25 protein-coding genes, 1 tRNA gene and 1 pseudogene are annotated in these 24,705 nt (G+C 44.8%); 20 read left to right on the top strand and 7 right to left on the bottom strand.

Annotation, left to right across the window (positions count from 1 at the left end; all coding sequences use genetic code 11):
* Window positions 1-92 precede the first annotated feature (92 nt).
* On the bottom strand, window positions 93-1,271 hold the full coding sequence (locus N7U62_RS12640) for an O-succinylhomoserine sulfhydrylase (RefSeq protein ID WP_264138340.1): 1,179 nt from the start codon (window positions 1,269-1,271) through the stop codon (window positions 93-95).
* A 128-nt stretch (window positions 1,272-1,399) separates the two neighbouring features.
* Between N7U62_RS12640 and N7U62_RS12635 the strand changes: the two genes are divergently transcribed.
* The 10 genes and pseudogenes from N7U62_RS12635 to N7U62_RS12585 all read left to right on the top strand — a co-directional run bounded on the left by N7U62_RS12635 (window position 1,400) and on the right by N7U62_RS12585 (window position 12,330).
* Entirely contained in the window at window positions 1,400-2,419 is a 1,020-nt protein-coding gene (locus N7U62_RS12635) for a homoserine O-acetyltransferase family protein (protein WP_264138339.1), read from the top strand.
* Window positions 2,420-2,719: 300 nt separating this feature from the next.
* On the top strand, window positions 2,720-4,129 hold the full coding sequence (locus tag N7U62_RS12630) for an MBL fold metallo-hydrolase (RefSeq protein WP_264138338.1): 1,410 nt from the start codon (window positions 2,720-2,722) through the stop codon (window positions 4,127-4,129).
* A gap of 11 nt (window positions 4,130-4,140) precedes the next feature.
* Window positions 4,141-4,452 carry an ArsR/SmtB family transcription factor gene (locus tag N7U62_RS12625; protein ID WP_264138337.1) on the top strand — a complete coding sequence of 104 codons (312 nt, stop codon included), beginning with the start codon at window positions 4,141-4,143 and terminating at the stop codon, window positions 4,450-4,452.
* Window positions 4,453-4,470: 18 nt separating this feature from the next.
* The gene (locus N7U62_RS12620) at window positions 4,471-5,817 is read left to right on the top strand and encodes a TolC family protein (RefSeq protein ID WP_264138336.1); all 1,347 of its coding nucleotides are present in this window, start codon (window positions 4,471-4,473) and stop codon (window positions 5,815-5,817) included.
* Between the two features lie 15 nt (window positions 5,818-5,832).
* The gene (locus N7U62_RS12615; protein ID WP_264138335.1) at window positions 5,833-6,915 is read left to right on the top strand and encodes an efflux RND transporter periplasmic adaptor subunit; all 1,083 of its coding nucleotides are present in this window, start codon (window positions 5,833-5,835) and stop codon (window positions 6,913-6,915) included.
* The gene (locus tag N7U62_RS12610) at window positions 6,912-10,106 is read left to right on the top strand and encodes an efflux RND transporter permease subunit (protein ID WP_264138334.1); all 3,195 of its coding nucleotides are present in this window, start codon (window positions 6,912-6,914) and stop codon (window positions 10,104-10,106) included. The genes N7U62_RS12615 and N7U62_RS12610 overlap by 4 nt, the downstream gene beginning before the upstream one ends.
* Entirely contained in the window at window positions 10,103-10,408 is a 306-nt protein-coding gene (locus tag N7U62_RS12605) for a hypothetical protein (RefSeq protein WP_264138333.1), read from the top strand. Before N7U62_RS12610 ends, N7U62_RS12605 begins: the two co-directional genes overlap by 4 nt.
* A gap of 2 nt (window positions 10,409-10,410) precedes the next feature.
* Window positions 10,411-10,596: a YgaP family membrane protein gene (locus N7U62_RS12600; RefSeq protein ID WP_264138332.1), complete on the top strand. Its 186-nt coding sequence runs from the start codon at window positions 10,411-10,413 to the stop codon at window positions 10,594-10,596.
* Between the two features lie 116 nt (window positions 10,597-10,712).
* Window positions 10,713-11,806 (top strand): annotated as a pseudogene (locus N7U62_RS23235) (ISAs1 family transposase).
* Between the two features lie 209 nt (window positions 11,807-12,015).
* Window positions 12,016-12,330, top strand: a complete 315-nt coding sequence (locus tag N7U62_RS12585) for a rhodanese-like domain-containing protein (protein WP_264138331.1) — start codon at window positions 12,016-12,018, stop codon at window positions 12,328-12,330.
* 136 nt (window positions 12,331-12,466) lie between these two features.
* Here N7U62_RS12585 and N7U62_RS12580 read toward each other — a convergent pair whose 3' ends face one another.
* The 3 genes from N7U62_RS12580 to N7U62_RS12570 form a co-directional block, all read right to left on the bottom strand.
* Window positions 12,467-12,766: a type II toxin-antitoxin system RelE/ParE family toxin gene (locus N7U62_RS12580; protein WP_264138330.1), complete on the bottom strand. Its 300-nt coding sequence runs from the start codon at window positions 12,764-12,766 to the stop codon at window positions 12,467-12,469.
* Complete coding sequence (locus tag N7U62_RS12575; protein WP_264138329.1) at window positions 12,751-12,978, bottom strand: hypothetical protein; 228 nt, start codon at window positions 12,976-12,978, stop codon at window positions 12,751-12,753. Before N7U62_RS12575 ends, N7U62_RS12580 begins: the two co-directional genes overlap by 16 nt.
* Window positions 12,979-13,113: 135 nt before the next feature.
* Window positions 13,114-13,509: an energy transducer TonB gene (locus N7U62_RS12570; protein WP_264138328.1), complete on the bottom strand. Its 396-nt coding sequence runs from the start codon at window positions 13,507-13,509 to the stop codon at window positions 13,114-13,116.
* Window positions 13,510-14,245: 736 nt separating this feature from the next.
* Between N7U62_RS12570 and N7U62_RS12565 the strand changes: the two genes are divergently transcribed.
* From N7U62_RS12565 to N7U62_RS12555, 3 genes are all read left to right on the top strand, one after another.
* Window positions 14,246-14,566: a rhodanese-like domain-containing protein gene (locus N7U62_RS12565; RefSeq protein ID WP_264138327.1), complete on the top strand. Its 321-nt coding sequence runs from the start codon at window positions 14,246-14,248 to the stop codon at window positions 14,564-14,566.
* A 98-nt stretch (window positions 14,567-14,664) separates the two neighbouring features.
* Window positions 14,665-15,228: a YeeE/YedE family protein gene (locus tag N7U62_RS12560; RefSeq protein WP_264138326.1), complete on the top strand. Its 564-nt coding sequence runs from the start codon at window positions 14,665-14,667 to the stop codon at window positions 15,226-15,228.
* 12 nt (window positions 15,229-15,240) lie between these two features.
* A complete protein-coding gene (locus tag N7U62_RS12555; protein ID WP_264138325.1) occupies window positions 15,241-15,654 on the top strand; it encodes a DUF6691 family protein in 414 nt (137 codons plus the stop codon).
* A 295-nt stretch (window positions 15,655-15,949) separates the two neighbouring features.
* Here N7U62_RS12555 and N7U62_RS12550 read toward each other — a convergent pair whose 3' ends face one another.
* A complete protein-coding gene (locus N7U62_RS12550; protein ID WP_264138324.1) occupies window positions 15,950-16,603 on the bottom strand; it encodes a TPM domain-containing protein in 654 nt (217 codons plus the stop codon).
* Window positions 16,604-16,635: 32 nt separating this feature from the next.
* On the bottom strand, window positions 16,636-17,517 hold the full coding sequence (locus N7U62_RS12545; RefSeq protein WP_264138323.1) for a TPM domain-containing protein: 882 nt from the start codon (window positions 17,515-17,517) through the stop codon (window positions 16,636-16,638).
* 42 nt (window positions 17,518-17,559) lie between these two features.
* On the opposite strand from N7U62_RS12545, the gene N7U62_RS12540 reads away from it, so the two are divergent.
* The 6 genes from N7U62_RS12540 to N7U62_RS12515 all read left to right on the top strand — a co-directional run bounded on the left by N7U62_RS12540 (window position 17,560) and on the right by N7U62_RS12515 (window position 23,709).
* Window positions 17,560-18,153 (top strand): LemA family protein, encoded by a 594-nt coding sequence (locus N7U62_RS12540; protein ID WP_264138322.1) that lies wholly within the window; start codon window positions 17,560-17,562, stop codon window positions 18,151-18,153.
* A 417-nt stretch (window positions 18,154-18,570) separates the two neighbouring features.
* Window positions 18,571-18,867, top strand: coding sequence for a thioredoxin (gene trxA, locus N7U62_RS12535; RefSeq protein ID WP_264138321.1), 297 nt, complete (start codon window positions 18,571-18,573; stop codon window positions 18,865-18,867).
* Between the two features lie 111 nt (window positions 18,868-18,978).
* A tRNA-Arg gene (locus N7U62_RS12530) sits at window positions 18,979-19,050 on the top strand.
* 927 nt (window positions 19,051-19,977) lie between these two features.
* Window positions 19,978-21,624, top strand: coding sequence for a type I restriction-modification system subunit M (locus tag N7U62_RS12525; RefSeq protein ID WP_264138320.1), 1,647 nt, complete (start codon window positions 19,978-19,980; stop codon window positions 21,622-21,624).
* Window positions 21,617-22,351, top strand: a complete 735-nt coding sequence (locus N7U62_RS12520; protein WP_264138319.1) for a restriction endonuclease subunit S — start codon at window positions 21,617-21,619, stop codon at window positions 22,349-22,351. Before N7U62_RS12525 ends, N7U62_RS12520 begins: the two co-directional genes overlap by 8 nt.
* Before the next feature lie 179 nt (window positions 22,352-22,530).
* Complete coding sequence (locus tag N7U62_RS12515) at window positions 22,531-23,709, top strand: tyrosine-type recombinase/integrase (RefSeq protein ID WP_264138318.1); 1,179 nt, start codon at window positions 22,531-22,533, stop codon at window positions 23,707-23,709.
* A 22-nt stretch (window positions 23,710-23,731) separates the two neighbouring features.
* Here the strand turns inward: N7U62_RS12515 and N7U62_RS12510 are convergent, their stop codons facing one another.
* On the bottom strand, window positions 23,732-24,157 hold the full coding sequence (locus N7U62_RS12510) for a hypothetical protein (RefSeq protein WP_264138317.1): 426 nt from the start codon (window positions 24,155-24,157) through the stop codon (window positions 23,732-23,734).
* Window positions 24,158-24,241: 84 nt separating this feature from the next.
* On the opposite strand from N7U62_RS12510, the gene N7U62_RS12505 reads away from it, so the two are divergent.
* Window positions 24,242-24,577: a helix-turn-helix domain-containing protein gene (locus N7U62_RS12505; RefSeq protein WP_264138316.1), complete on the top strand. Its 336-nt coding sequence runs from the start codon at window positions 24,242-24,244 to the stop codon at window positions 24,575-24,577.
* Window positions 24,578-24,705: the final 128 nt, after the last annotated feature.

Genomic DNA, 24,705 nt, shown 5'->3' with positions numbered 1-24,705 from the left:
CCAGAAAATGTACCATTGAAAGGCAGAATCAATGTTTCGACGGTGCTCGACATGACAATGCGGTGCTTTCGAGACAGCCTCTTTTCTTTCCATTATACTTTACTAAATGCAAGGTCCAGGTCAGCCTTGATATCTTCAATATGCTCGAGTCCAACGGATACTCTGATCATATTAGGAGTGATACCAGTGGCAGCACGCTCTTCATCGGTTAGCTTGGCGTGGGTGGTAGAAGGTGGATGGGTCACGATGGTTCTCGTATCCCCAAGGTTAGCAGTTAGTGAGCACATTTCCACACTTTTCAAGAAAGTCTTGCCTGCTTCCAGTCCGCCTTTCAACCCAAAGCAAACCATGCCACCACCTGCCTTCATTTGTTTTTTGGCAATCTCATGCTGTGGGTGTGAGGGTAAGAAAGGGTAGCGTACCCATTCTACTTGGGGATGTGATTCCAAATATTGCGCCAGTGCGAGTGCATTGTCGCAGTGGCGATCCATTCTCACCGCCAGAGTTTCCAGGCTTTTGGATAGTACCCATGCGTTGAATGGCGATAGGGTAGGTCCTGTACTGCGCGAGAAGGTGAATATTTCTTTGACCAAATCCTGACGACCTACTATGATGCCTCCCATGACACGGCCTTGACCATCGATGTACTTGGTGGCAGAGTGGATGACCAGGTCTGCACCAAAATCAATAGGGCGCTGTAGATAAGGTGTAGCGAAGCAATTGTCCACCACGAAAATGATATCGTTCTTTTTGCAAAAATCATTAACGAACTCCATATCGACTAGTTCGATGCCCGGATTGGTAGGAGTTTCTAGATAGAGGACTTTGGTGTTTTCTTTTACCAGATTCTGCCACTGATCTTCTTGCCCGATATCGAGGTAGTCACTTTCCACTTTGAATTTCGGTAGGAACTTGCTAATCACTGTATGGGACGACCCGAAAATGGAACGAACCGATAGCATGTGATCCCCTGCCGACAACAGCGTGGCAAAAGTGGTGAAGACAGCGGACATACCTGTAGAGGTAGCAAAACCGGCCTCAGCTCCTTCTAGCGCACACATCTTGTCTATTAGCTCTGTGGTGTTTGGGTTGGTGAAACGGCTATAGGTGTTGCGCTCGAGCTCGTCAGCGAAAGTAGCACGCATTTCTTCTGCATCATCGAATACAAAGCTGGAAGTAAGGTACATCGGTGTAGAATGTTCCTTTTCTTCGGTTGTGTTGATTTGCGTTCTGATGGCTTCTGTTTCGAAATGTCTACTTTTTTTCGTCATTGTCTCGTGTCTTCAAAGCTCCCCGAACTGTGGAGAGGTGGCTGCAAATATGGCTTTTTCTTCCCTGAAATTGAAGTTAGGGCGGTGACTATTATCATACATTTATTAGGTTTGCGGTCGCTAAAATTATGAGTGAAAATCCTGAAATACTGAAGATTGGTGGTGGCTTTGCGCTAGAGCGTGGAGGTGAATTGCCCGAATTGCAAATTGCCTATCACACCTGGGGTGAATTGAATGAAGCCAAAGACAATGTGGTTTGGGTTTTTCATGCCTTGACAGCCAACTCCAATTTGGCTGATTGGTGGGGCGATATACTGACGCCTGAGTCGGCCCTGAGCCCAGAAAAATATTTCATCGTTTGTGCCAATATTTTGGGGTCTCCCTATGGTACGACGAGTCCACTGACGACCAATCCTGAAACTGGGGAACCATACTATTCAGACTTTCCACTCTATACTATCAGAGACATGGTGCATGCGCACAAGCTGCTTCGTGATCATCTGGGGATCAAAAAAGTGGCTATTGGTCTGGGAGGATCGATGGGGGGCTTTCAGGCATATGAGTGGGCTGTACAGGAACCAGAGTTTTTTGAAAAACTGATACTGGTAGTAACCGGTCCGAAGGAATCACCATGGAGAATCGCGGTGCATAGTTCACAGCGTGTAGCGATCGAAGCTGATCCTACCTGGAAAGAATCGCACATGAGAGCTGGTGAGCATGGAGTAGCAGCTGCTCGAGCGATTGGTATGCTTTCTTACCGTAATCATACCATCTTCAATAAAACGCAAGCTGATGCGGAACCTCAGGTGGATGACTTCAGAGCGGACTCTTATATAAGGTACCAGGGCAAGAAATTGATCGATCGAAAATTTCAAGCCTATTTGCTATGGCTTTTGACCAAGGCAATGGATTCGCATGATATTGGAAGAGACCGAGGTGGAGTTGAGAAAGCACTGGGTATGATCCAGGCAGATGTTTTGCAGATTTCTATTGACTCGGATTTGTTATTTGCAGCTGACGAGCAGCAGTGGATCGCCTCGCACATCCCTAATGTTACTTACAGAGAAATCCATTCACTCTATGGTCACGATGGCTTCCTTACCGAGTTCGGTAAGATCAATGTCTTGATGAAAGAGTTTTTGGGTTAGATTCTAGATACTAGACTTTTAGAACCAAGATTCAAGACTTATAAATAGACGTTAGACCAGAGTCTAAATATGTGATTTAAGATTTCTAGATGTTAGAAGCTAGATTCTTGGAATCATTTAGCAAGTCTTTTGGCTTGACCTAGCCAAAAGCAAATAGCCACAACAGCCAATAATCACCAACTTTCCCCTTTTTACTTTTAACTTTATACGCTAAGTAACTATTGTTACAATCCCAGGATGATCACGATCGTACATTTGTGGTATGAATGTAAAACTGATCGAGTATAAAAGCATTAACTCATGAAGATAGAACAGATATATACAGGTTGTTTGGCGCAGGGAGCTTACTACATAGAAAGCAAAGGCGAAGCAGCCATTATAGATCCATTAAGAGAGGTTGAGCCATATATCAAAAAGGCTGAACAGGATCAAGCCAAAATCAAATACATTTTCGAAACCCACTTCCATGCGGATTTTGTGTCGGGTCATGTGGACCTGGCCAAAAAGACCGGTGGACAAATCGTCTATGGTCCTAACGCTGAAACAGGTTATGATAGCCATATAGGAGTAGATGGAGAGGTGTTTCCATTAGGAGATGTACAAATCAAACTTTTGCATACGCCAGGTCACACGATGGAGAGCAGTACATACTTACTGATCGATGAGGATGGGAAAGAGCATGCGATCTTTTCAGGTGACACTCTATTTATCGGAGATGTCGGACGTCCTGACTTGGCGGTGAAAACAGATTTGACCCGAGAGGATTTGGCGGGGCATCTTTACAGCAGTTTGAGAAACAAAATCATGACGCTACCTGACGATGTGATTGTCTATCCAGCACATGGAGCAGGATCTGCTTGTGGTAAGAATATGTCCAAGGAGACCTGGGATACTTTAGGTCATCAGAAAGAAGTGAATTACGCCTTGAGAGCGGATATGACTAGAGAGGAGTTTATCACTGAAGTGACTTCCGGTATTTTGCCAGCGCCTCAGTACTTCGCTAAAAATGCGATGATGAACAAATCAGGTTATGATAGCATCGATCATGTGATGGAAAAAGGTCAGGTGGCCCTGGATGTGGAGACATTCGAAGCAATGGCCAATCATGAAGGAGCTATGGTACTGGATACGCGTAGCAAAGAAGCCTTTGTAGAGGAGCACATTCCTAATTCTATATTCATAGGGATCGACGGAAGCTTTGCTCCATGGGTGGGTGCTTTGATCGTGGATTTGAAGCAGCCGATTATTTTCGTGTCGGACGAAGGAAGAGAAGAAGAAGTAGTGACCAGACTGTCACGTGTGGGATATGACAACACTTTGGGCTATCTAGAAGGAGGAATGAAAGCCTGGAAAGAAGCCGGCAAAGAAACAGACAGCATCGAGTCGGTAACCGCCGATGATCTGGAATCAAAGATTGGTACTGAGAAAATGACTGTGCTGGATGTGCGTAAGCCCGGAGAATACACCTCGGAGCACGTAGATGGCGCGATGACTTTTCCGTTGGATTACATCAATGATCACATGGAGGAGCTGGATAAGAAGGAAAAATACTATATCCACTGTGCGAGTGGTTATCGTTCGGTGATCGCTTCTTCTATCCTAAAGTCGCGAGGATATCATAATATTGCGGATATCTCAGGTGGGTTCAAAGCCATCCAGCAAACGGGTATCAAGAAGACAGACTATGTTTGTCCGACTACTTTGAAATAAAAGAATCTTCCATGGAAGAAACAGAAAGAATAAATTTAGTACTGGATGACGAAAAGTTCGAAAAGGTGGCTTTCATCTTGAAGACGATTGGTCATCCAGTACGTCTCAAAATCATCAGTTATCTATCTAAGTACGGATCGATGAGTGTCAACGACATCTGCGAAAAATGTGAAGTAGAACAGTCTTTGATCTCTCATCATCTTAACAACATGAAGCTGAAAGGGATCGTCTCGAGCCAAAGAGAAGGCAAGAGTATCTACTACAGCATCAAGTTGGAGGAGGTCCTAACAGTGATCAACTGTATGTCTAAATGTGATATCTAAAAAAATTTAATTAAACATATGAAAAAAACAACATATATACATATTAATAAATATGTATACACCGCTCTCCTCATGATCTTAATGATAGGGCCGTCTTTCGGGCAGGACACGCTCAAATACAGCCTGGAGGAGGTTAAAAAGGAAGTTTTGAACCAGAACTGGGATATCCGAAAGCTAGAAGCTCAGCAGGGAATAGCCAAAGGCAGAAGCATGCAGGCCAATGCCTCGTTCTTGCCATCAGTGAGTCTGCAGGAAAATTACATGACTACTACGGATCCCATGATGGCTTTCGGAATCAAACTGAGACAGGAGAGCATCGAGCAGGTGGATTTCAATCCTGACTTGCTCAACGATCCTGATCGCATCGACAACTTCAATACGAGCATACAGGTACAGCAGCCGATTTTTAATCTGGATGGCATATATGCTAAGAAAGCAGCACAGCTTCAATATGAGTCATTGAACAAGAACAAGGAATGGTTGACCAGTCAGTTGATGATCCATGCCAAGAGCATGTACTACGGTTTGATATTGGCAGAGCAGAGAGGTGAGGTAGTGAGACAGTCACTGACTTCTGCAGAGGAGGATCTCAAAGTAACGCAAGATCTGTATGATCAGGGCATGATCAACGATGCAGATAGAATGCAGGCGGAATTGAGAGTACTGCAAATGCAAAGCAGTCTACTGGAGGCGGACAACGACCTGGCGAAGTTGCAGCAGCAATTGCTACACCTGATGGGCAGACCTGCTGGCGTTCGATTGGTGCCCACAGAGTCGATTCCGATGTTGAAGATGAATGGTTCAGATTTGGCATTTTGGGAAAGCAGACCGGATCTACAGGCGGCCAAAATGCAAGCAGAATCTGCGGCTGTGAATCACAATTCTAAGAAAAGTGCTTTTCTCCCAAGAGTGAATGCCTTCGGGTCCTACGATCTACACGACACGCAGATGTTTGGCAATCAGGCAGACAACTACACGGTAGGTGTGCAGCTCAAGTGGGATTTGTTCCAGGGAGGAAAGAATCTGGGCTCTGTCCAAAGTGCGCGCTACGAAAAGGAATATGCGCAGATGCAATATGAGGCGATGGTCAACGATGCGCAGCACAACTGGATCGAATTGCAAAATGCCTTTGCGCTGGCTCAATCACAACTGGAACTGGCACAGAAAAGCACCGCTCAGTCCAAAGCATTGAATGAGATCGTGAAGGATCGCTATGCTCAGGGATTGGAAAAAACAGCCGACCTATTAAGAAACGAATCACTCTATCTCAGCAAGCAGTTGAGGGAACTGCAAGCGACGCATCAGTATCTGCAGTTGCTCTTTGAGATCGAATCTAAATCTATGAATGACATAATCACACAATAAGAAATGAAACAAGTAATGAAATCATATAAAAACATTTTGCCAGCCCTTGCACTCGGATCTATGCTATTGGGCCTAGGAGCCTGCTCGAATACCGTAGCAAATGAGGCCACTTCTGAAAGTATCAATGCGGAAGTGCTAAAGATTGAGAAGCAAGCAGGAAAGAAAGAATTGAGCTATGCTGGATTGGTGGTAGCTGAAGATCAAACTGTGATCAGTACCAAATTGCTGGGACAGGTCAAGCGTGTTTTTGTAAAGGAAGGGCAGAAAGTATCTAAAGGAGAACTGCTAGTTCAGATAGCCAGCAAGGACCTGGATTCTAAATTAGCAGCAGCCCAGGCAGGCCTAAGTCAGGCGGAGGCCAATCGCAAAAACATCGAAAAGAACCATGAGCGAATCAAAGTGTTGTTCGAGCAGGGTAGTGCCACACAGAAAGAATGGGACGACATCAGCACGGGCTTTACTGCAGCCAAGGCGCAAGAAGAGGCGGCAAGAAGAAGCATTGACGAGATCAATGAATTGAGAACTTACGCCAATCTTCGTGCGCCAATCAGCGGTTTTGTATCTCAAAAATTCAAGAATGAAGGAGATCTGGCTTCTCCAGGGCAGCCATTGTTGGCACTGGAGTCAATGCAGCAGCTGAAGGTAGAGCTGATGGTACCAGAGACCGAAATCACCTACTTCAGCGAAGGCGATACAGTAGAGGTAGGCTTCAATAGTCTGGCGGATCAGACTTACATAAGTGTCGTGGATCGTATCATTCCCTCTACGGTTTATTCCGGTGCTCAATTTCAGATCAGTGCAAGATTGATCGATGCGGATACCAAGGTGAGACCGGGCATGCATGCCGATGGAAAAGTGTACCGATCTACTGAAGAGCAAATTTGGTTGCCAGAATCTGCCTTGGTGAGAAAAGGCCAGTTGGTAGGGGTGTATGCTGTGAGCCAGCGTGGTGAAGCCATGTTGAGATGGGTCAGATTGGGAAGAGCGTATGATGATCAGTATTTGGTATTGTCGGGATTAGAAGCAGGCGATCAGGTGGTTGTTTCTTCCGAAGGCAAAATGGTTGAAGGTCTGAAGATAAATACAGCATCACTATGAGTGGAGTAGCAGGAAATCTGGCGAAACAGTTTATCAATTCTAAACTGACGCCATTGCTCATGATCGCCTTTGTGGCGGTCGGGATATACAGTGCGGTTTTGACTCCTAAAGAGGAAGAACCACAGATAGACGTGCCGATTGCAGATATATTCTTGCAATACCCTGGAGCCAGCAGCGAAGAGGTCGAGTCGAGAATCGTGGCACCTCTGGAGGCTTTGATAGCCGATATACATGGAGTAGAATATGTCTACTCTCAGTCGATGGAAGGCCAGGCCTTTTTGGTGGTTCGCTATCTGGTAGGTGAAGACATAGAGCGCAGTATTGTCAAGCTCTACAACGAGATCCAAAAGCATATGGATCAGATGCCGAGAGGCGTGACTCCTCCACTGATCAAAACACGATCGATCGATGATGTACCGATGCTGGGTGTAACCTTCTTTGGTGAGGAGTATGGCGATTATGATTTGCGCAGAGTGATCGAAGAGTTGTCTGCGGAGATCGAAAATGTAGATGACGTATCGAGTGTCAAGCTCTACGGTGGACGTAGCAGACAGGTTCAGGTGGTTTTAGATCCACAGTTGTTGGCTTCATATGGTTTGGATACCGATCAGATTGCACACTTCATTCAATCGGCCAATCAAGAAGGACAGGCTGGGACTTTCGTGTCCAACAACTACGAGTATCAGGTACATGTAGGCAACTTCATCAAGAATGCAGAAGAGTTGGCTGACCTGGTAGTGGGTGTAGTCGATGGTGCACCGATCTACTTGAAGCAGGTAGCGGAGGTGAAAGATGGTCCTTCTTTGCCATCAGAGTATGTGGCTTTCGGCTATGGAGCGGGAAGTGAAAATTTGGCCTCTAAAGCCAGCCATCCGGCAGTTACGCTCTCTGTTGCGAAACGAAAAGGAGCAGATGCGATGCAGGTGGCTCAAAAGGTGCTGGACAAAATAGAGGCGATGGAAGGGACTTTGATTCCTTCGGATATGGAATATGAAGTGGTGCGCAACTACGGTGAAACTGCTTCACACAAGGTGCAAGAGTTGATGATTCATCTGGGTTCTGCGATTTTGGCGGTGACCATCGTGGTGATGCTGTCTATGGGATGGAGAGGTGGATTGGTCGTATTCCTGTCCGTACCGGTGACTTTTGCCCTGACGCTGTTTGTGTACTATGTCTTTGGCTATACGCTGAATAGAATTACACTTTTCGCGCTGGTGTTCGTGACGGGGATCGTGGTGGATGACTCCATCATCATCGCGGAGAACATGCACCGTCACTTCAAGATGAAGAAGAAGCCATTTATGCAGGCAGCCATTGCCTCGATCAACGAGGTAGGTAACCCTACGATTTTGGCGACATTCACTGTGATCGCGGCAGTATTGCCGATGATTTTCGTGTCTGGTCTGATGGGACCCTATATGAGTCCTATGCCGATTGGCGCTTCTTTGGCGATGTTCTTTTCATTGTTGGTGGCTTTGGTGATCACGCCGTATTTGGCTTATCATCTCTTGAAAAACGACAAGGGAGAAACCAAGGAATTTGTATTGGAAGAAACCATGATCTATCGTGGGTACAACTACATGATGCAGCCTTTGATCAACAACGCCAAATATAGATGGAGCTTCATCGGTGGAGTGACTGTGTTGATGTTGGCTTCTTTCTCATTGGTTTACTTCAAGCTAGTGGCTGTCAAGATGCTCCCATTCGATAACAAGAATGAGTTTCAGGTAGTGATCGATATGCCGGAAGGTGCGGCTCTGGAGAAGACCTCTGCAGTGACTCGCGAGATTGCGGCCTATCTCCAGACACAACCAGAGGTGGTGAGCTACCAGAGCTATGCAGGTACTGCTGCACCGATCAACTTCAATGGACTGGTGCGTCACTATGACCTACGCAAGGCAGGGAACCTCGGAGATATCCAGGTAAACTTGCTCGACAAAGGAGACAGAGATACGCAAAGCCACGATATCGCCAAGCGCGTTCGTGCCGAAGTGCAAAAAATAGCGGCAACCTATGGCGCCAATGCCAAGGTAGTAGAGGTGCCACCGGGACCTCCCGTGATCTCAACGATCGTTGCGGAGATCTATGGCCAGGACATGGACGAGCAGATCAAAATCGCCGAACAGGTGAAACAGCTGCTGTCTCAGACCGACGATGTGGTAGATGTAGACTGGATGGTAGAAGACGACCAGGTGACTTATGATTTGGTTGTCGACAAACGAAAAGCCATGAGCTGGGGGATCTCCTCGGACAAAGTGCTACGAATTGTCTCTACTGCGCTCAATGGCGCTTCGGTGAGTTTCCTTCATGATGAAAAAGAGAAGACTTCTACTCCGATCCAACTGAGAGTGGGAGAGGAGAAAAGGTCTTCGATAGAGGATATCCAGAAGCTGACGATTCAAGGACAGGGCGGTCAGATGGTCGCACTGGGTGATATCGTCACGATCAACGAAAGAGCCAAAGACAAGGCCATCTTCCGCAAGAATCAGAAGAGAGTGGTGTATGTAGTGGCAGACGTAGCGGGTAACCTTGAGTCACCTGTCTATGCGATCCTGAGTGCTTCGGATCACTTGAGCGAGATCGAGGTGCCAGCAGGCTATGACTTCAAAGAGTACTATACTTCACAGCCATTTACCGAACTGGACTATGGCATCAAGTGGGACGGAGAGTGGCACATCACTTATGAGGTGTTCCGCGATCTGGGTAGTGCCTTTGCAGTGGTGTTGGTGATCATCTATCTGTTGATAGTTGGTTGGTTCCAGGACTTCAAAGTGCCTATCGTGATGATGGTGGCTATCCCACTGTCGCTAGTCGGGATTTTGGTCGGGCACTGGTTGCTGGATGCTTTCTTTACGGCGACCTCTATGATCGGTATGATCGCACTGGCAGGGATCATGGTGAGAAACTCGGTGCTGTTGATTGACTTCATCAATCTGAGAACCGCAGAGGGAGTGCCGATTGCTCAGGCAGTGATCGAGGCAGGTGCAGTGAGAACCACACCGATTTTGTTGACTGCTGGTACGGTGGTGATTGGAGCCTTTGTGATCCTGTTTGATCCGATCTTCCAGGGCTTGGCGATTTCGCTGATGGGTGGATCTATCGCATCGACGGTGCTGACGCTACTGATCGTACCACTGATCTACTATATGACAGAAAAGAATAAGAAAACGGCTAACAATAAAGAATCATGAGACAGGTCATTGTATTAAGTATCAAGGATTTTGAGGAGGAATTGGCGCAGGTCTTTTCCGGATTGCAAATCCAGGTGTACAGCAAGGTAGATATCGAAGGATATAAAAATGCCCACCACAAAGTAGATGTGGGAAATTGGTTTGGGGGCAGAAGCGATACTGATTTTTCTGTGATGTTTTTCATGTTCGTGGAGGACAGCCAGGCAGATAGCATCATGGAGGCCATGGTAGAGTGGAACCAAACGCATGACTCGGCTTATCCCGTGCATGCATTCGAAACAGGAGTAATAAGAACAGTATAGAGATGAGAAATAGAGTCATAAGATTTATCGCCGGGGCATTGGTTTTGACCGGGCTGATTTTGGGAATGATGGTCAGTACCTATTGGTTTATTTTGGTGGGCTTTGTAGCAGTGAACCTGATGCAATCCTCGCTGACTAAGTGGTGCCTGATGGAGGATATCCTCAAAAAGGCCGGGGTGAAGGATTGATATAGTACTAGTTTTCAGTCAAAACAAATCAATTTATTAAGTTGAACATCCCCCTAGCCCCCTTCAAAGGGCAGGGCTGTTGCATTCTAAAAAATGGATTAACTTGAAAATTAAAAATGGCATCAGAAAGTATCATTTGGTATTTAGGAAAAGTGAAGGATCACAGGCGTGGTGCGGGTCAGCGACATTCTCTGGAATTGGTACTGGTCATCGTGCTGATGTCGGTAATGAGCGGCTACTATGGTTATCGTGCTATTGGAGATTTTATAGAAAGAAATAGAGAGAACTTATTGTCTACTTTTCAGCCCAAACAAGACAGATTACCGACTTTTTATACTATTCGAAGAGTGTTGATGGGATTGGATTTTGATTCCTTTTCTCATCAATTCTATCAGTGGAGTAAAGCCTATGTTTCGATAGAGTCTGGAGAGTGGCTTAGTGTAGATGGCAAGGCCATCGGTGGTACAATGAGTGATTATTCAAAGTCGTATCAGAATTTCATCAATCTAGTGACCGTATTCGTTTCCAGACAGAAAATGGTATTAGCCAATGGAGAAGTCATTAACTCAAAAGAGAGTGAAATACCTGTAGTTCGTCAATTAATAGAGATGCTGGATCTCAAAGATGTGGTCTTTACTATGGATGCTCTTCATTGTCAAAAAAAACGGTAGAAGTGATTATAGCTAGTGGAAATAATTATGTAATTGGAGTGAAGAAAAATCAAAAGACACTCTACCAGAGCATCGAAAAGTGTGCCCAAGAAAAGCCTATAGGTTATTATTCTCAGCTAGAGAGAAACAAAGGAAGAATAGAAAATAGAGATGTAACAGTGTTCAATTTGCCAGAGGAAATAAAAAAACAATGGACTGGTGCACAACACGGCATCAAAATTAGAAGAGAAGTAAAAGTCAATGGACGCTACAGGGAAGAAAACGCGTATTATTTAAGCAGCATAAAGAATGGAAGTGCATTATTATACAACTATGGGATAAGGAATCATTGGCACATTGAAAACAGTCTACACTGGACCAAAGATGTAACGATGAAAGAAGATGCCTCTAAAATCAGATTAGGCAACGCTCCATCAATTATATCCACGCTTAAAAATGGTGCAATGAATATATTTAGAAAACAAGGCATGAATCAAATAGCAAAGGCCACCAGACTGGTAGCCAATGATATTGAGACTCTAAACAAACTAATCAATTAGAATGCAACAGCCCTGCTTCAAAGGGGGATTAATGGAGCTTTGTTTTGACTGAAACACTATATAGGGTCAGCATCCCCTTGAAAGCAACAGTCCTCTTTCGTAGTGGTGTTTGATTTTACAACTTATATGATCAATTTTGGATCGAATAAGAAACCTTGGGCTCTTTGGATGAGTAAGAGGCTAAAAGAATCAAACCAAAAGTAAATACCATGTACGAGAATATCGATGAAGTAGAATTTGCCGAGAAATTTGAAGCGGATGACAATGCGGTCTTACTGGATGTAAGGACACAGCAGGAGTGGGACTCAGGATACATCAAAGGCGCCATCATGCTGGACTTTTTCAATCCGGAGTTTCCTAAGGAAGTGGAGAAGCTGGATAAGTCGAAAAACTACTACATCTACTGTCGCAGCGGCAACCGCAGCGGCCAGGCCTGTGGCTTGATGGAAGGCATGGGATTCGATGGAGAACTGTACAATCTCGAAGGCGGGATCATGTCCTGGACAGGAGATTTGGAATACTAATCCTCGCGATTAGCATTACATGAAAAGGCTTGTTGAGTTCGCTCGGCAGGCCTTTTTTTGTTTTTATAATACTTAGTATAGAGTAGCTAGTATTTAGACTTAGGGACAGTCCAGTTTGTTTGTGAAACGCTTTAGGTTAACTATCAATCTTCAAATTTGTAGGATCCTGCCTGCTGTCCCAAATGGTCAATATTTCGATGGTGAATTTGGTGTCTTCATAGAAGAGAAGGTAATCTCTTACGATTTTGATTCGAACGCCTGGTATATCTGATGGTCGTCCAATGTACGGGAACTTGGAAAGCTGTGTGGTTGCTTCTTTAAAAAGGGAATTGAATTTGAGACTATATGAATGGTCGCCGTTGTTTTCTATCCAAAACGCAAGAATGCTCTTTCGCTTGTCTTGAGCCAAAGGTGACCAGTTTACTTGGAGAGCCATTCATCCATTTCCTTATCTGCGATATCAGAAGGTATTCCTTGCCCTGTAGAAGCGGTCTCAATCTCTTTTTTTTGTTCTTCTGATGTATGGTAGACAGATTCCTCCATGTCCACATCTAGTAGCCTGTTAACCTCATCCAGAATCTCCCGATTGTCGATTGAGTTGATCCGATCGATTAGTTTGGTTTTATATTTTGAACCTACTCTTGCCATATTCAAATATACGGTAAAATCTCAGATACATGTTTTGATAATCTTTTTTGTACTCGAATCGACGATGGCTAGTAAATTATGCTTTAATCCTACAGTCTCATTTAAGATGTAATCAAGCGGAGTAACACTTTTATTCTATCTCAGGTTAATATGGATTGGTATAACCAGTCTAGTTGGTGCTGCTTCACCCTTCTTTGTTATTCTTCCTGGTATCCAATCTGGACATTCTTTTATTAGTCTGATAGCTTCTTCATCTAGAGATGGATATAATCCTTGTTTGACCTCTATTGAGTTGTCGTCGATTTCTCCTGTTTTAGTTACCACAAATTGGACAAGCACTTTTCCTTGAACTCCTTCATTTCTTGCATCAGCTGGATAGTGCATATTTTTAGCGATATATTTAAAGAATTCGCTCATTCCTCCTTTAAATTCTGGCTGTACCTCAAGTTGCTCAAATGTATAATCTTGTTCTTGGGCTGTTACTGAAAATCCCAAAGAGAGGATGAATGCAAGAAGAATTATCTTTTTCATGTGGTTTTAATAATGAGTAAGTAAATATGGACCAATATATGTCATATCTATTTCAGATAAACTATCTACTCCTAAAGGCTGACTTGGATTCAACAATAAACCATCTCTCGGATAGTCGCAAATATGCCTGATGACAATACTGTGGAGCTGAAGGTCGTCCTCTCCAGCGTCAATTCGAACGAACGATAGTGAGGAGAATTCTGGTTCGAAGAGCAGTGCTGATGGCGGCTACCTGCCATCAGAGCACCAGAATCACGCCTGCCGCGTGCAGGCCTCGTCCTAGCTCAGGACTCACGTCCTGTTCTACTCTGTCGGAGTGACGTTGATTAGGGCGAGGGGAGCTTGGTTTATAGTTTTTTTGATCTGTATCGTTTCAATCCCCCTAGCCCCCTTTGCAAAAGGGGGAATTGTTCTTAATTATGGTTTGCTGTATTGACTCTCGACTCTGGTCTCCCGACTATTTAACCCCCGGACTACCGTCAGGCAGGCTTCCGCCTTCGGCACCTTCCCCGAGGAAGGACTAATGAATTTCGACTTCTTACCTCAAAAAATAAAGCGTTCAGCGCAAAGCGGATAGCGCCTAGCTATAATACTCTACGGACTATTGACTCCTGGCTCCAACTCTCCTGGTTCTTGATTCTCAAAATCTTGAGTTTCATTCCCCTCCCGGTAACAATTGTTACAAACTCGCGTGGTGCAGGCGCGTATTTTTGTAGACATAATTAATAAGGTAAACATGGGATTACTCGAGTTATTCGGAATAGGTAAAAAAAGAAAAGCAGCGATGATAGAAGCATTAAAAAACGGCGCTGTGATCGTGGATGTACGTTCGCAGGGTGAATTTATGGGAGGACATGTAGATGGAGCGAAAAATATCCCTTTGGATTCTATAGGTTCAAAAATGAAAGAATTAAAGGCAAGTGGTAAGCCTGTCGTGTTTTGCTGTGCTAGCGGTATGCGCAGCGGAATGGCGACTAGTCAGGCCAAATCTGCCGGTATCGAAGCATACAATGGCGGTGGCTGGATGTCTCTCAATGGCGTGATGCAGAGCATCTAATAATTTTTGGTTGACTAAGTGGTAGATCCCCGTGAAACTTTTCACGGGGATTATTTGTATGTACATACCTAAGTTTGCGTATAATAAATAAAAAAAGGATGGAGTGGATAAGTCAACCATGGCCCTGGTATGTGGGTGGGCCGTTGATCGCAGGGGTTTTAGTAGCCCTGATGTATTTTGGAAAACGATTCGGGATCTCGAGCAACCTGGAGACGATGTGTAGCATCGCCGGTGCGGGTCGCTGGGTCGATTACTTCCGGGTCGACTGGAAGCAAAACGTTTGGAATTTGGTCTTCGTTCTGGGGACCTTGATAGGTGGGTATATATCGCATGTTTATTTGACTCCTGATACTGCAGTAGCGATCAGTGAGAGTACTAAGGAGAGTCTGATTCAGTATGGGATAGCGAATCCTGGTGCAGACTACCTGCCGCTAGAGATTTTTTCGTGGGACAATCTGATGACCCTGCAAGGGATGATCATGCTACTGGGAGGAGGTATCCTAGTAGGGTTCGGTACGCGCTATGCCGGGGGGTGTACCTCTGGACATGCCATCACGGGCCTTAGCAATCTGGAGCTGCCTTCGTTGGTAGCCGTCATTGGTTTTTTTATCGGAGGATTGTTGATGACACATCTAATCCTTCCTCATTTGCTTACCCTATAATTTTCGTCTCTTATGAAGTTTATCAAGTTTTTAGTTACAGGAATATTTTTTGGTATTGTACTGAGCAAAACAGAAGTGATCTCGTGGTTTCGAATCTATGAGATGTTTCGCTTCGAGTCTTTTCATATGTATGGAGTGATCGGATCGGCAGTGATCGTCGGGGCGATATCCATTGCTTTGATCAAGCGCTTTCATCTGCGTGGACTGGATGGGATGGAAATGAATATCGAACCGAAGGAAAATGGCTTCAAAGCCCTCCTGATTGGCGGTAGCATCTTTGGTATGGGCTGGGCGATGACAGGTGCATGTCCGGGTCCGATGTTTATCATCGCAGGACACGGCGCTCCGGTCTTTTTAGTCGTGATCCTAGGCGCTACGGTGGGTGCTTTTCTTTACGGATTGTTGAGGAAGTATTTGCCGCATTAGTGGGGCTAAGCGCAGGGTGCTAAACGCTGACTGCTGCGCTTTTATTTTACTTGTGTTTCTTGATCTGTGAATCGCTTTAGATCCCTGTCTGTCCGGTAGGCTGGTCTCCAGAGTACCAATGACGTATTTGTAAAAACCAATGTTTTAGCATCATTTGCTATTAGGTCATTCAGCATTTGTGGCCTTATAATACTAAGGCTTAGCCTTTCGGAAAGACAAAATAAAGTAGAATCAAACTACAACAAGAAATTGGCAGAAAGCGGTTTGCTTTCAGCGCTAAGCGGACAGCCAGGAATTACTCCTCAATCCTAATCTCATCCGAAAGCTCATTGGTATCGTCGGGTCGTACGACGAAACCGTTGGCCAGGAGCAGGTCTTTGCATTTGAGCACGGCATTGGCCAGACCCTTGGCCGTTTGATTGCCTTTGATTCCTTCTATTACCAGACCTACCACTTCGGTCCAGTCGCTGGGTTGTATCTTTTGGTTGATCCCTTTGTCTCCGATCACCTGTACCTGATGCTCCAGTTCACTCACGTAGATGAGGATGCCCGTGCGGTCGATCGTCGTGAATACTTCCTCTTGCAGGAACATGTCGCGGGCCTTGGTGAGCACGCGATGGGCTACCACCTCGTCGGGAATGAAGCCCAGCCTGAGTTTGGGCACGAAAAGTAGTAGCAAGAATCCAGCGGCCATCAATGCACTGATGTAGATGCTGGTGTTGAGCAGGGTGAAATTCTCTGGGAGCATCCATAGCCAGGACAGGCAGCCCAATAGTGCCAAGCCTGCCACACCGAGTATGGCGGATAGCTTCCAGCTGGCCTCCGAATAGTCGTCGCTCGAGCGAGCAAAATAGATGACGATTTCTCCTGAGGATTCGTTTTCGAGGCTTTCGATGGCCTCTTTTACTACTTTTTTATCTTCTTCTGAAAATGTAAATTTCTTATTCATAGTTGCGAGATTGTAAGGTGTGAAAAAAGGGTTTACCAGCCACCGGAAGCACCGCCTCCGCCAAATCCGCCGCCTCCCCCAGAGAAGCCACCGCCACCGAAACCGCCGCCTCCTGAGAAGCCACCAAATCCGCCACTACTGCCATAGTATCCACCCCCGTAGTATCCGCCTCCACCGCCACCGCGGCCTCCTTTGATGCCAAAGAGTAGGGAGATCACAAAGGTCACTATCGATATGATGGCACTACTGAATATGAAGCCCACGATGATCGCCAATACAATCGAGATGGCGATTTTTACAAATTTGTTTTTGAACAGACTGCTGATGACCGTGATGATGATCGCCGCAATCAATACCCCGCCTAGTGAGAAGGAGTGACGCTTGCTTTTGGTTTTCGTTTGGGTGACAACTGGCAGCTCTTCGCCATCTACTAGTTTGATCAGAGCATCCAGTCCTTCGTCGATCCCTGAGATGAATTGCCCGTTTCTGAACTCGGGCACGATTATATTGTCGATGATGCGTTTGGCATAGATATCGGGGATCGCTCCCTCCAGACCATAGCCTACTTCTATTCTTACTTTTCGGTCCTGCTTGGCGACTATTAGGATCACACCATCGTCGACTCCCCCGCGACCGATTTGCCAGGCCTCTGCTACTTTGATGCCATACTGCTCGATCGTCTCTGGTCCAGTGGTAGGTAGGATCAGTACCGTTAGCTGACTGCCTTTTCTTTGTTCGAACTGAGCGAGCTTGTTGGTGAAGTGACTGATGTCCGAAGAGCTGAGGGTGGCAGTCTGGTCTATGACTCTACCGGAGAGTTCAGGAACGGGAACTTCGTCTGCTGCGTGCACAAAAAAGTGCGAAAAAATGAAACACAGCAGGACAAAAACAGTTTGAATATTCTTGATTTTCATTGCAGCTAAAATAGTTAGATTTGTTGCCTAATCAATAGAAACATGAGTAAAAAGTCGTATATCATAATAGGAGTAGTTGTAGTAGGATTGTTCCTGATCTACAGCAGTATCAAGGGTACTTTCAATAGTATGAACCGTGCCGATCAGGGTGTCAAAGCTCAGTGGGCCAAGGTAGAATCGCAATATCAGCGCAGGGCAGATTTGATCCCTAATCTGGTGAATGTGGTGAAAGGCTATGCCGATCATGAGAAGGAAACGTTGGAGGCAGTAGTCAATGCCAGAGCGAAAGCGACCAGCACGACGATCGATGCTTCTAACCTGAATGCCGCTTCGATTCAGAAGTTTCAGCAAGCGCAGGGTGAATTGTCCTCTGCTTTGTCCAAGCTACTGGTATCGGTAGAGCGCTATCCTGACCTGAAGGCGAACAAAAACTTCTCCGAGCTACAGGCACAGTTGGAAGGAACTGAAAACAGAATCGCCGTGGAACGCAATCGCTTCAACGATGCAGTAAAGGCCTACAATGTACTGGTGACGGACTTTCCAGGTCGTATCTGGGCGGGTATGTTTGGATTCCAGGAAAAAGGATATTTCCAATCCGATGCTGGCACAGAGAAAGCGCCTACGGTGGAGTTTTAAAGACTTGAGAGCATAAAAGAATAGGAGCGTTGGTAGAAGGAGATTCAGCTGACGCTTTTTTTTTTGTTGTTGGATAATTCGTCTGGCCCGCTGACATTACTTTCTTCCTTGCGGTCCGACGTTTCGGTGAAGAAAGTAATCAAAGAAATGAATGGGGCACAGTGGTGTGCAATGCTATTAAGTTAAGCGTCATGCTCCGGCTTGACCGGGGCATCTCCAGCTCTGCTTGCAGTGAGATTCCCCTATCAAGTAAGGGGAATGACGGGTAACATTTAGGGCAGAGGGCTTAACTTAATAACATTGTGGTGAAGTGAGGCTGGGGGATTTAAAACCTGACGAATTATGGTTTGTAACAATTGTATCGTTTTAGAAACTCTTTGTGGGGCAATTTTGTATATCAATAAAACAGAATAAGACATGGCAACATTCGCAGATATGATTAATAGTGACCAACCGGTGTTGGTGGATTTTTATGCAGACTGGTGCGGGCCTTGCAAGATGATGGCGCCTGTGCTGGAGGAGCTTTCTGCCGAACTCAATGGCAAGGGAAAGGTGATCAAAGTGGACGTGGACAAGAACCAAAAGGCCTCCCAGGTCTATCAGATCCAAAGCATCCCGACCCTGATCCTGTTCAAACAAGGCAAGATCCTGTGGAGGCACTCGGGCACGGCTGGCAAGGAACAACTTAAGCAGCTGATAGAGGCTAATTGTTAATAGGATGATGAGTTAATAGTGAATAGGTGGGCGTGCTTGTTAAAATCGTCTATTGAAAAAACACAGAAAGCCTGAATATTTAGTTCGGGCTTTTTAGATTTGTTACACTCTGGCCCTGTAGTTCAACGGATAGAATAGTCGTTTCCTAAACGATTGATCCAGGTTCGATCCCTGGCAGGGCTACACTTCTATTAGATCTTAGACCTTAGATCGCTGGATTCTAGACCTCATCCTTATATCCCATGCTAATCCCTGCCTGACGGCTAGGGCCGCAGGGAGGGTAGAAATTGGCGCAGGACGGGCCAAAAGTCGCGCAGGGAACCCTCCAGGTCGCGCAGGGAGCCTTTGAAGTCCCGCAGGAGGCATGCCAAGTCCCGCAGGGAGCTGTTAGGTTGGCGCAGGACAGGGCCTAATTCGCGCAGGGAGTAGGTTTATTGGCCTTTATCCGGCTGCTCCCGGGTCCCGGGACGGGTCCGAAGTCTCCCGGGAAGGGGTATAACTCTCCCGGGGATCCCTCAGATTGTCCCGGGAAGGGCTACAAGTGGCCCGGGACGGCCATAAGGTCACCCGGGAGAGAGTCAAAGTCTCCCGGAGAATAGTCCAGATCTCCCGAGAGGTACCGTTGGTCGCCCGGGGCCTACTACTGATAAGAATTGAGAGGTTTTAGATTAATTCTGATTATTTCTACCTTCATAAAAAAATTGAGTTATGCTCAATGGTTGGTTTGGCCTCAGCTCGATCGGGTTGCGGCTATTTTTTTGCTGTGGGGTAGGCTTGATAGTATTATGGGTAGATTTGGACCGAAGCGGGGAACACGAGCAGCAGATTAATACTCTGAGCGCAGCAGCAGGCGACCGTTTCTATTTTTCCCTTCACCTTCTATTAAAAATTTAGACCCAGCACGTTTGTGCCAGGTCAGCCCCAAGACCGCAGCCTTGGGCGGTGGGCCGTGAGGCCCGAAATCAAAGCTACTTAATTCGCTTATATCTTGTTTTAGCTTGCTTTATTGTTTTACTTCAAGCCAGCATTTTGAGAATAATAAACTTGGCTCAGAATGTCCTATCCTGAAGTACATTTCTGAATCATCCCAAGGCATTAGTACACAAGCGAATGGCAAAAAAAGCAGCTACGAAAAAGTCCGCATCGGCAGGTAAGAACAAATCCATGGAAGAATCCCTATGGGACTCGGCCAACAAACTGAGAGGATCGGTGGAGTCCTCCGAATACAAACATGTGGTACTGGGACTGATCTTCCTCAAGTTCGTCTCCGACAAGTTCGAAGAGCGAAAACAGGAACTGATCGGTGAAGGCAAAGAAAAGTACCTCGACATGAAGGAGTTCTACAACATGAAGAACATATTTTATCTCCCAGCCGAAAGCCGATGGAGCTACATCATCGATCAGGCCAAGCAGGACGATATCGCGCTCAAGATCGATACCGCCCTCCATACTATCGAAAAGAATAACCCCAGCCTGAAAGGCGCCCTACCGGACAACTATTTTTCGCGGCTCAACATGGATCCGAGCAAGCTGGCTGCACTGCTCGATACGGTCAACAACATACAGACCATCTCCGAAGAGGGAGAAGACATCGTAGGGCGTATCTATGAGTATTTCTTTGGGCGATTCGCAGCAGCAGAGGGCAAAGGCGGTGGGGAATTCTACACACCCAAGTCGATTGTAAATCTGATCGCCGAAATGCTCGAACCCTACAAAGGCAAGATCTATGATCCGGCCTGTGGATCGGGTGGCATGTTCGTGCAGTCGATCAAGTTCGTGCAGAGCCATCAGGGCAATACCAAAGACATCTCCATCTATGGGCAGGAGTACACCGCTACGACCTACAAGCTGGCCAAAATGAACCTGGCCATTCGTGGGATCTCTGCTAATCTGGGCGAGGTGCCAGCCGATACTTTCTTCAAAGACCAGCACCCAGAGCTCAAGGCGGATTACATCATGGCCAATCCGCCATTTAACCAAAGCCAGTGGAGAGAAAAGAATGAACTAGAGGACGATGCCCGATGGGCAGGCTATACTGTGCCTCCTACAGGCAATGCCAACTATGCCTGGATCCTGCACATGCTGAGTAAGCTATCCGAAAACGGCACGGCAGGTTTCGTCCTGGCCAATGGCTCCATGAGCTCCAATACCTCCGGTGAGGGCGAGATCAGAAAACAACTGATCGACAAAGACATGGTAGACTGCATGATCGCCCTGCCCGGGCAGCTCTTCTACACCACGCAGATCCCAGTCTGCCTGTGGTTCATCACCAAAAACAAAGGCGAGCGACCCCATCCGGAAAACCCCGACATCCACTTCCGCGACCGCAAGGGCGAAACGCTCTTCATCGATGCACGCAACATGGGCACCATGACCGACCGTACCCACAAAGAACTGACCCCCGATGACATCCAACACATCGCCAACACCTACCACACCTGGCGAAACAAAACAGCCGAAGAATCTAAAAACAACGTCATTGTGAGCGACGAAGGAGCGCGACAATCCCCATCGGATCGTAGCGCCTATGAAGACATCCCCGGCTACTGCCGCACCGCCACCCTCACCGACATCCAGTCCAACGACTATGTGCTGACCCCTGGTCGCTATGTAGGTGTGGCAGCCGAAGAAGATGATGGCATCCCCTTCGAAGAAAAGATGGAGTCGCTGACCCAGCAGCTCAAAGAACAGATGAGCCAGGGCGAGCAACTGGATGCAGAAATAAAGAAGAATTTGAAACTGTTGGGGTATGAGTGAGGAGTGGAAGGAAGTTAGAATTGGGGATTATTGTAAACTACAAGGTGGATATGCTTTTAAGAGTAATGACTTTCAAGAAAGAGGTGTTCCTGTTGTTAAAATAAAAAACATACAAGGTAGTACAGTTACTTTAAAGGATTCACAATGTTTTTCAGAAGAGGATGTATCAGAAAAACTTGAAAAGTTTAAACTTAATCATGGTGATGTTCTTATTGCCATGACTGGTGCTGGAAGTGTAGGTAGAGTTGGACGTTTAATTTGTTGTGAAAATGAATATGGCTTGTTGAATCAACGAGTTGGTAGATTTGATGTAAATCCAATTAAACTTAATCGTGAGTTTCTTTATTATGTTTTGATCCAGCCTAGGTTTCAAGAAGCTTTGTTTATGGCAGGAAGTGGAAGTGGTCAACCAAATCTAAGCCCTTCTCAAATAGAGTCTTTCAAAATCAATCTCCCCCCACTCCCCGAACAAAAAGCCATCGCCAAAATCCTCGGTGATCTGGATGCCAAAATCGAGCTCAACCGCCAGATGAACCAGACCCTGGAGCAGATGGCGCAGGCGCTGTTTCAGAGTTGGTTTGTGGACTTTGATCCTGTGATCGACAATGCCTTGGCGGCTGGCCATGAAATCCCCGAGCCGCTTCGGACCCTATCACAGAGAAGGAAAGACCTTCTGACTCATAATCAGAAAGTCCCTGGTTCGAGCCCAGGTGGGCCCACTGCTTAAACCGCTTAAATTTATGATTTAAGCGGTTTTTTTATTTATATCCTCTAAATTTATATCAGTTATATAGGGTGGTTTTCTGTAATTCCTATGTTTTTTCCGAGTGAATTCCGAGTTGGGTAGATCTGATTTCCGAGTAAATCAATTCAATTGGACTTGGTAGATATAACTGAAATTTAGATATGAGATATAGAGTTAAAGCATACTGCAAAGGTTCAGATTATAAGGAAAATTTAAAATCTGCTCCAGTTTATTTATCCTTGAGCGCACCAAAGCAAAGAGAAATATTAATAAATACTGGGGAAAGAATTCATCCAGATTTTTTTGATAATAAAATAGGTAGATGCATTGGTAGATCAAGCGAGGCATTAGAAGTTCAATCATCATTGGATGATCAAATGGTAAAGTTAAAATTGGTTATTGATGACTTTTCTAAAGATGATGATACCCCTACATTAAAGATGATAAAGGATCGATTTTTAAGGAAGGGGAATTTTAATGGATTTGTGGGATTTGCTAGGAATGAACTGGATATTGAAAAAGTGAGGTTATCGTCAATCACCTGGAAGAATTACGCTCATTGTTTGAATAATCTTGAAAAGTATGCGCCCGGGTTATCTTTTGCAGAGATCACCGTCGAATTTTTAGAAGAATATCGAAGCTATTTGAAGAATGTAGGAGGTAGGAATGAGAAGGGTATTTATCAAGACTTGGCAACAATAAGAAAGTTTTGGAATATTGCTCTGCGAAAACGAGAGGTAAGACATTCTCCATTTGATGAATTCAGAATTAAAACAGTTAGAGGGAGTGATCAGATTAAGTACCTTGTTTTGGATGAATTAAAGAATTTATTGGCTTTATACTATGAAGGAGATTTATCAGAAAGACTGACTGGTGTGTTGTATTATTATTTGATTGGCTGTTTATGTGGGTTAAGATCAAAAGATCTTTATGAATTGTCTTTGCGCCAAGTGAAAGACAAAAAAACATTTGAAGAAATCTTGCGTCGAGGTGAAATGGAAGTGTACACGTCTAAAAGTGGTTATAAAAAAAGAGTTGTAATTCCAGTTTCCAGTCAACTTCGGCAACTATTAGCCAATCCTTTAAAGCAAAGCTTGGTTCATAAAGGAGATCGAAGAAACAAAGCTTTACGGGAAGTATTGAAAATAGCTCAGATTGAAAAGTATCTAAGTTTTCATTCTTCCAGGCATACCTTTGGAGTAGTATCAAAACAACTAGGTATTGATACAGCAGTAGTCCAGGATATTTTGGGACACGATTCTATTTCTACTACACAGATTTATGCGAGAATTGTTGATGATTTAAGATCTAAAGAGATGACAAAATGGGATGTGATTTAAATGTTTGTGACTTTGTCTTTTTTTAATTTTTTTTTGATAGTTGTTCGATTAGTTGGTCCTTCGTTTTTATTAATTCATGTAGGGTTTGAATTTGAGCTTCCTTGGAGTCTAATAACTTATTTAGGTCTTGTACTCTTAATGAGTCAGTACTTACGTTTCTGTAATCTTCGCGCTTCCCTAAAGAATAAGATTTACCCTTCAGACTAAATGACCCTAGGAACGGCATACCCTTGCCAGTAATTAACCAGTTGATATTGATAGCCTTTAAAGAGTTACGAATTTTTAAAATGAATGATATTTTAGGGTCTTTTTTTAACCCTTTTGCGTAATCAATTGCTGAAGTGTACGGTATTTTTGTGTCTTCTGAAAATTTTCTAATATTTCCACCGTATTCATTATCAATGATTTGTGTTAGTCTTTCCGAAAAATCCGAAGAATTATAACTCATAAAGGTTAAAAATAACTTGAAAAGGTTTATAATTGCATTGTTACATTCAAATATATCAATTATTAAACGTTAAATCTTTTTAATATGTCAAATGTAGAAAATGATTTGTTGCCTAGCTTAATAAGAAAGGTTTCACAAATGGAACATACATTTCGCGAATTTATAGACTTTAACAATGAAGGTCTTTATTCTGTATCTGAGTTTTCTAAATTAACTGGTTTGGATGATGATACCGTAACCAATTATTGTAAAAGGCAATCACTTGCCGCAGTTCAAGTCATTAAAGGTGGTAAATGGATGATTTTAAGAAGTGAATTTAAAAGGCTAGTATCTGAAGCCATAAAGAATAACCAAAGTAAATTAAGAAGCACTGCAAGAAGGGATGCCAAGATCTTAAACCACCTAGGGATATCAAAATAAAAAAGCAATACTACTCCAATAGTATTGCTCTTAAGGAAACACTATGGTCTCCGTTAACCTGAAACAAAGATAACCATAGTGTATTGTTTAACCAAATAATAAAAACTATGGAAATCATAAGCCAAACA

This window comes from Reichenbachiella ulvae, from assembly GCF_025833875.1.
GTDB lineage: Bacteria > Bacteroidota > Bacteroidia > Cytophagales > Cyclobacteriaceae > Reichenbachiella > Reichenbachiella ulvae.
The sequence above is the reverse complement of the archived record's forward strand: the minus strand, read 5'-3'. Positions and strand labels throughout refer to the sequence as shown.

What these genes read in the sequence shown, in the direction of transcription:
- N7U62_RS12640 (WP_264138340.1), bottom strand. Translation starts at nt 1,271, where the DNA reads ATGACGAAAAAAAGTAGACATTTCGAAACAGAAGCCATCAGAACGCAA.
- N7U62_RS12635 (WP_264138339.1), top strand. Translation starts at nt 1,400, where the DNA reads ATGAGTGAAAATCCTGAAATACTGAAGATTGGTGGTGGCTTTGCGCTA.
- N7U62_RS12630 (WP_264138338.1), top strand. Translation starts at nt 2,720, where the DNA reads ATGAAGATAGAACAGATATATACAGGTTGTTTGGCGCAGGGAGCTTAC.
- N7U62_RS12625 (WP_264138337.1), top strand. Translation starts at nt 4,141, where the DNA reads ATGGAAGAAACAGAAAGAATAAATTTAGTACTGGATGACGAAAAGTTC.
- N7U62_RS12620 (WP_264138336.1), top strand. Translation starts at nt 4,471, where the DNA reads ATGAAAAAAACAACATATATACATATTAATAAATATGTATACACCGCT.
- N7U62_RS12615 (WP_264138335.1), top strand. Translation starts at nt 5,833, where the DNA reads ATGAAATCATATAAAAACATTTTGCCAGCCCTTGCACTCGGATCTATG.
- N7U62_RS12610 (WP_264138334.1), top strand. Translation starts at nt 6,912, where the DNA reads ATGAGTGGAGTAGCAGGAAATCTGGCGAAACAGTTTATCAATTCTAAA.
- N7U62_RS12605 (WP_264138333.1), top strand. Translation starts at nt 10,103, where the DNA reads ATGAGACAGGTCATTGTATTAAGTATCAAGGATTTTGAGGAGGAATTG.
- N7U62_RS12600 (WP_264138332.1), top strand. Translation starts at nt 10,411, where the DNA reads ATGAGAAATAGAGTCATAAGATTTATCGCCGGGGCATTGGTTTTGACC.
- N7U62_RS12585 (WP_264138331.1), top strand. Translation starts at nt 12,016, where the DNA reads ATGTACGAGAATATCGATGAAGTAGAATTTGCCGAGAAATTTGAAGCG.
- N7U62_RS12580 (WP_264138330.1), bottom strand. Translation starts at nt 12,766, where the DNA reads ATGGCTCTCCAAGTAAACTGGTCACCTTTGGCTCAAGACAAGCGAAAG.
- N7U62_RS12575 (WP_264138329.1), bottom strand. Translation starts at nt 12,978, where the DNA reads ATGGCAAGAGTAGGTTCAAAATATAAAACCAAACTAATCGATCGGATC.
- N7U62_RS12570 (WP_264138328.1), bottom strand. Translation starts at nt 13,509, where the DNA reads ATGAAAAAGATAATTCTTCTTGCATTCATCCTCTCTTTGGGATTTTCA.
- N7U62_RS12565 (WP_264138327.1), top strand. Translation starts at nt 14,246, where the DNA reads ATGGGATTACTCGAGTTATTCGGAATAGGTAAAAAAAGAAAAGCAGCG.
- N7U62_RS12560 (WP_264138326.1), top strand. Translation starts at nt 14,665, where the DNA reads ATGGAGTGGATAAGTCAACCATGGCCCTGGTATGTGGGTGGGCCGTTG.
- N7U62_RS12555 (WP_264138325.1), top strand. Translation starts at nt 15,241, where the DNA reads ATGAAGTTTATCAAGTTTTTAGTTACAGGAATATTTTTTGGTATTGTA.
- N7U62_RS12550 (WP_264138324.1), bottom strand. Translation starts at nt 16,603, where the DNA reads ATGAATAAGAAATTTACATTTTCAGAAGAAGATAAAAAAGTAGTAAAA.
- N7U62_RS12545 (WP_264138323.1), bottom strand. Translation starts at nt 17,517, where the DNA reads ATGAAAATCAAGAATATTCAAACTGTTTTTGTCCTGCTGTGTTTCATT.
- N7U62_RS12540 (WP_264138322.1), top strand. Translation starts at nt 17,560, where the DNA reads ATGAGTAAAAAGTCGTATATCATAATAGGAGTAGTTGTAGTAGGATTG.
- trxA (WP_264138321.1), top strand. Translation starts at nt 18,571, where the DNA reads ATGGCAACATTCGCAGATATGATTAATAGTGACCAACCGGTGTTGGTG.
- N7U62_RS12525 (WP_264138320.1), top strand. Translation starts at nt 19,978, where the DNA reads ATGGCAAAAAAAGCAGCTACGAAAAAGTCCGCATCGGCAGGTAAGAAC.
- N7U62_RS12520 (WP_264138319.1), top strand. Translation starts at nt 21,617, where the DNA reads ATGAGTGAGGAGTGGAAGGAAGTTAGAATTGGGGATTATTGTAAACTA.
- N7U62_RS12515 (WP_264138318.1), top strand. Translation starts at nt 22,531, where the DNA reads ATGAGATATAGAGTTAAAGCATACTGCAAAGGTTCAGATTATAAGGAA.
- N7U62_RS12510 (WP_264138317.1), bottom strand. Translation starts at nt 24,157, where the DNA reads ATGAGTTATAATTCTTCGGATTTTTCGGAAAGACTAACACAAATCATT.
- N7U62_RS12505 (WP_264138316.1), top strand. Translation starts at nt 24,242, where the DNA reads ATGTCAAATGTAGAAAATGATTTGTTGCCTAGCTTAATAAGAAAGGTT.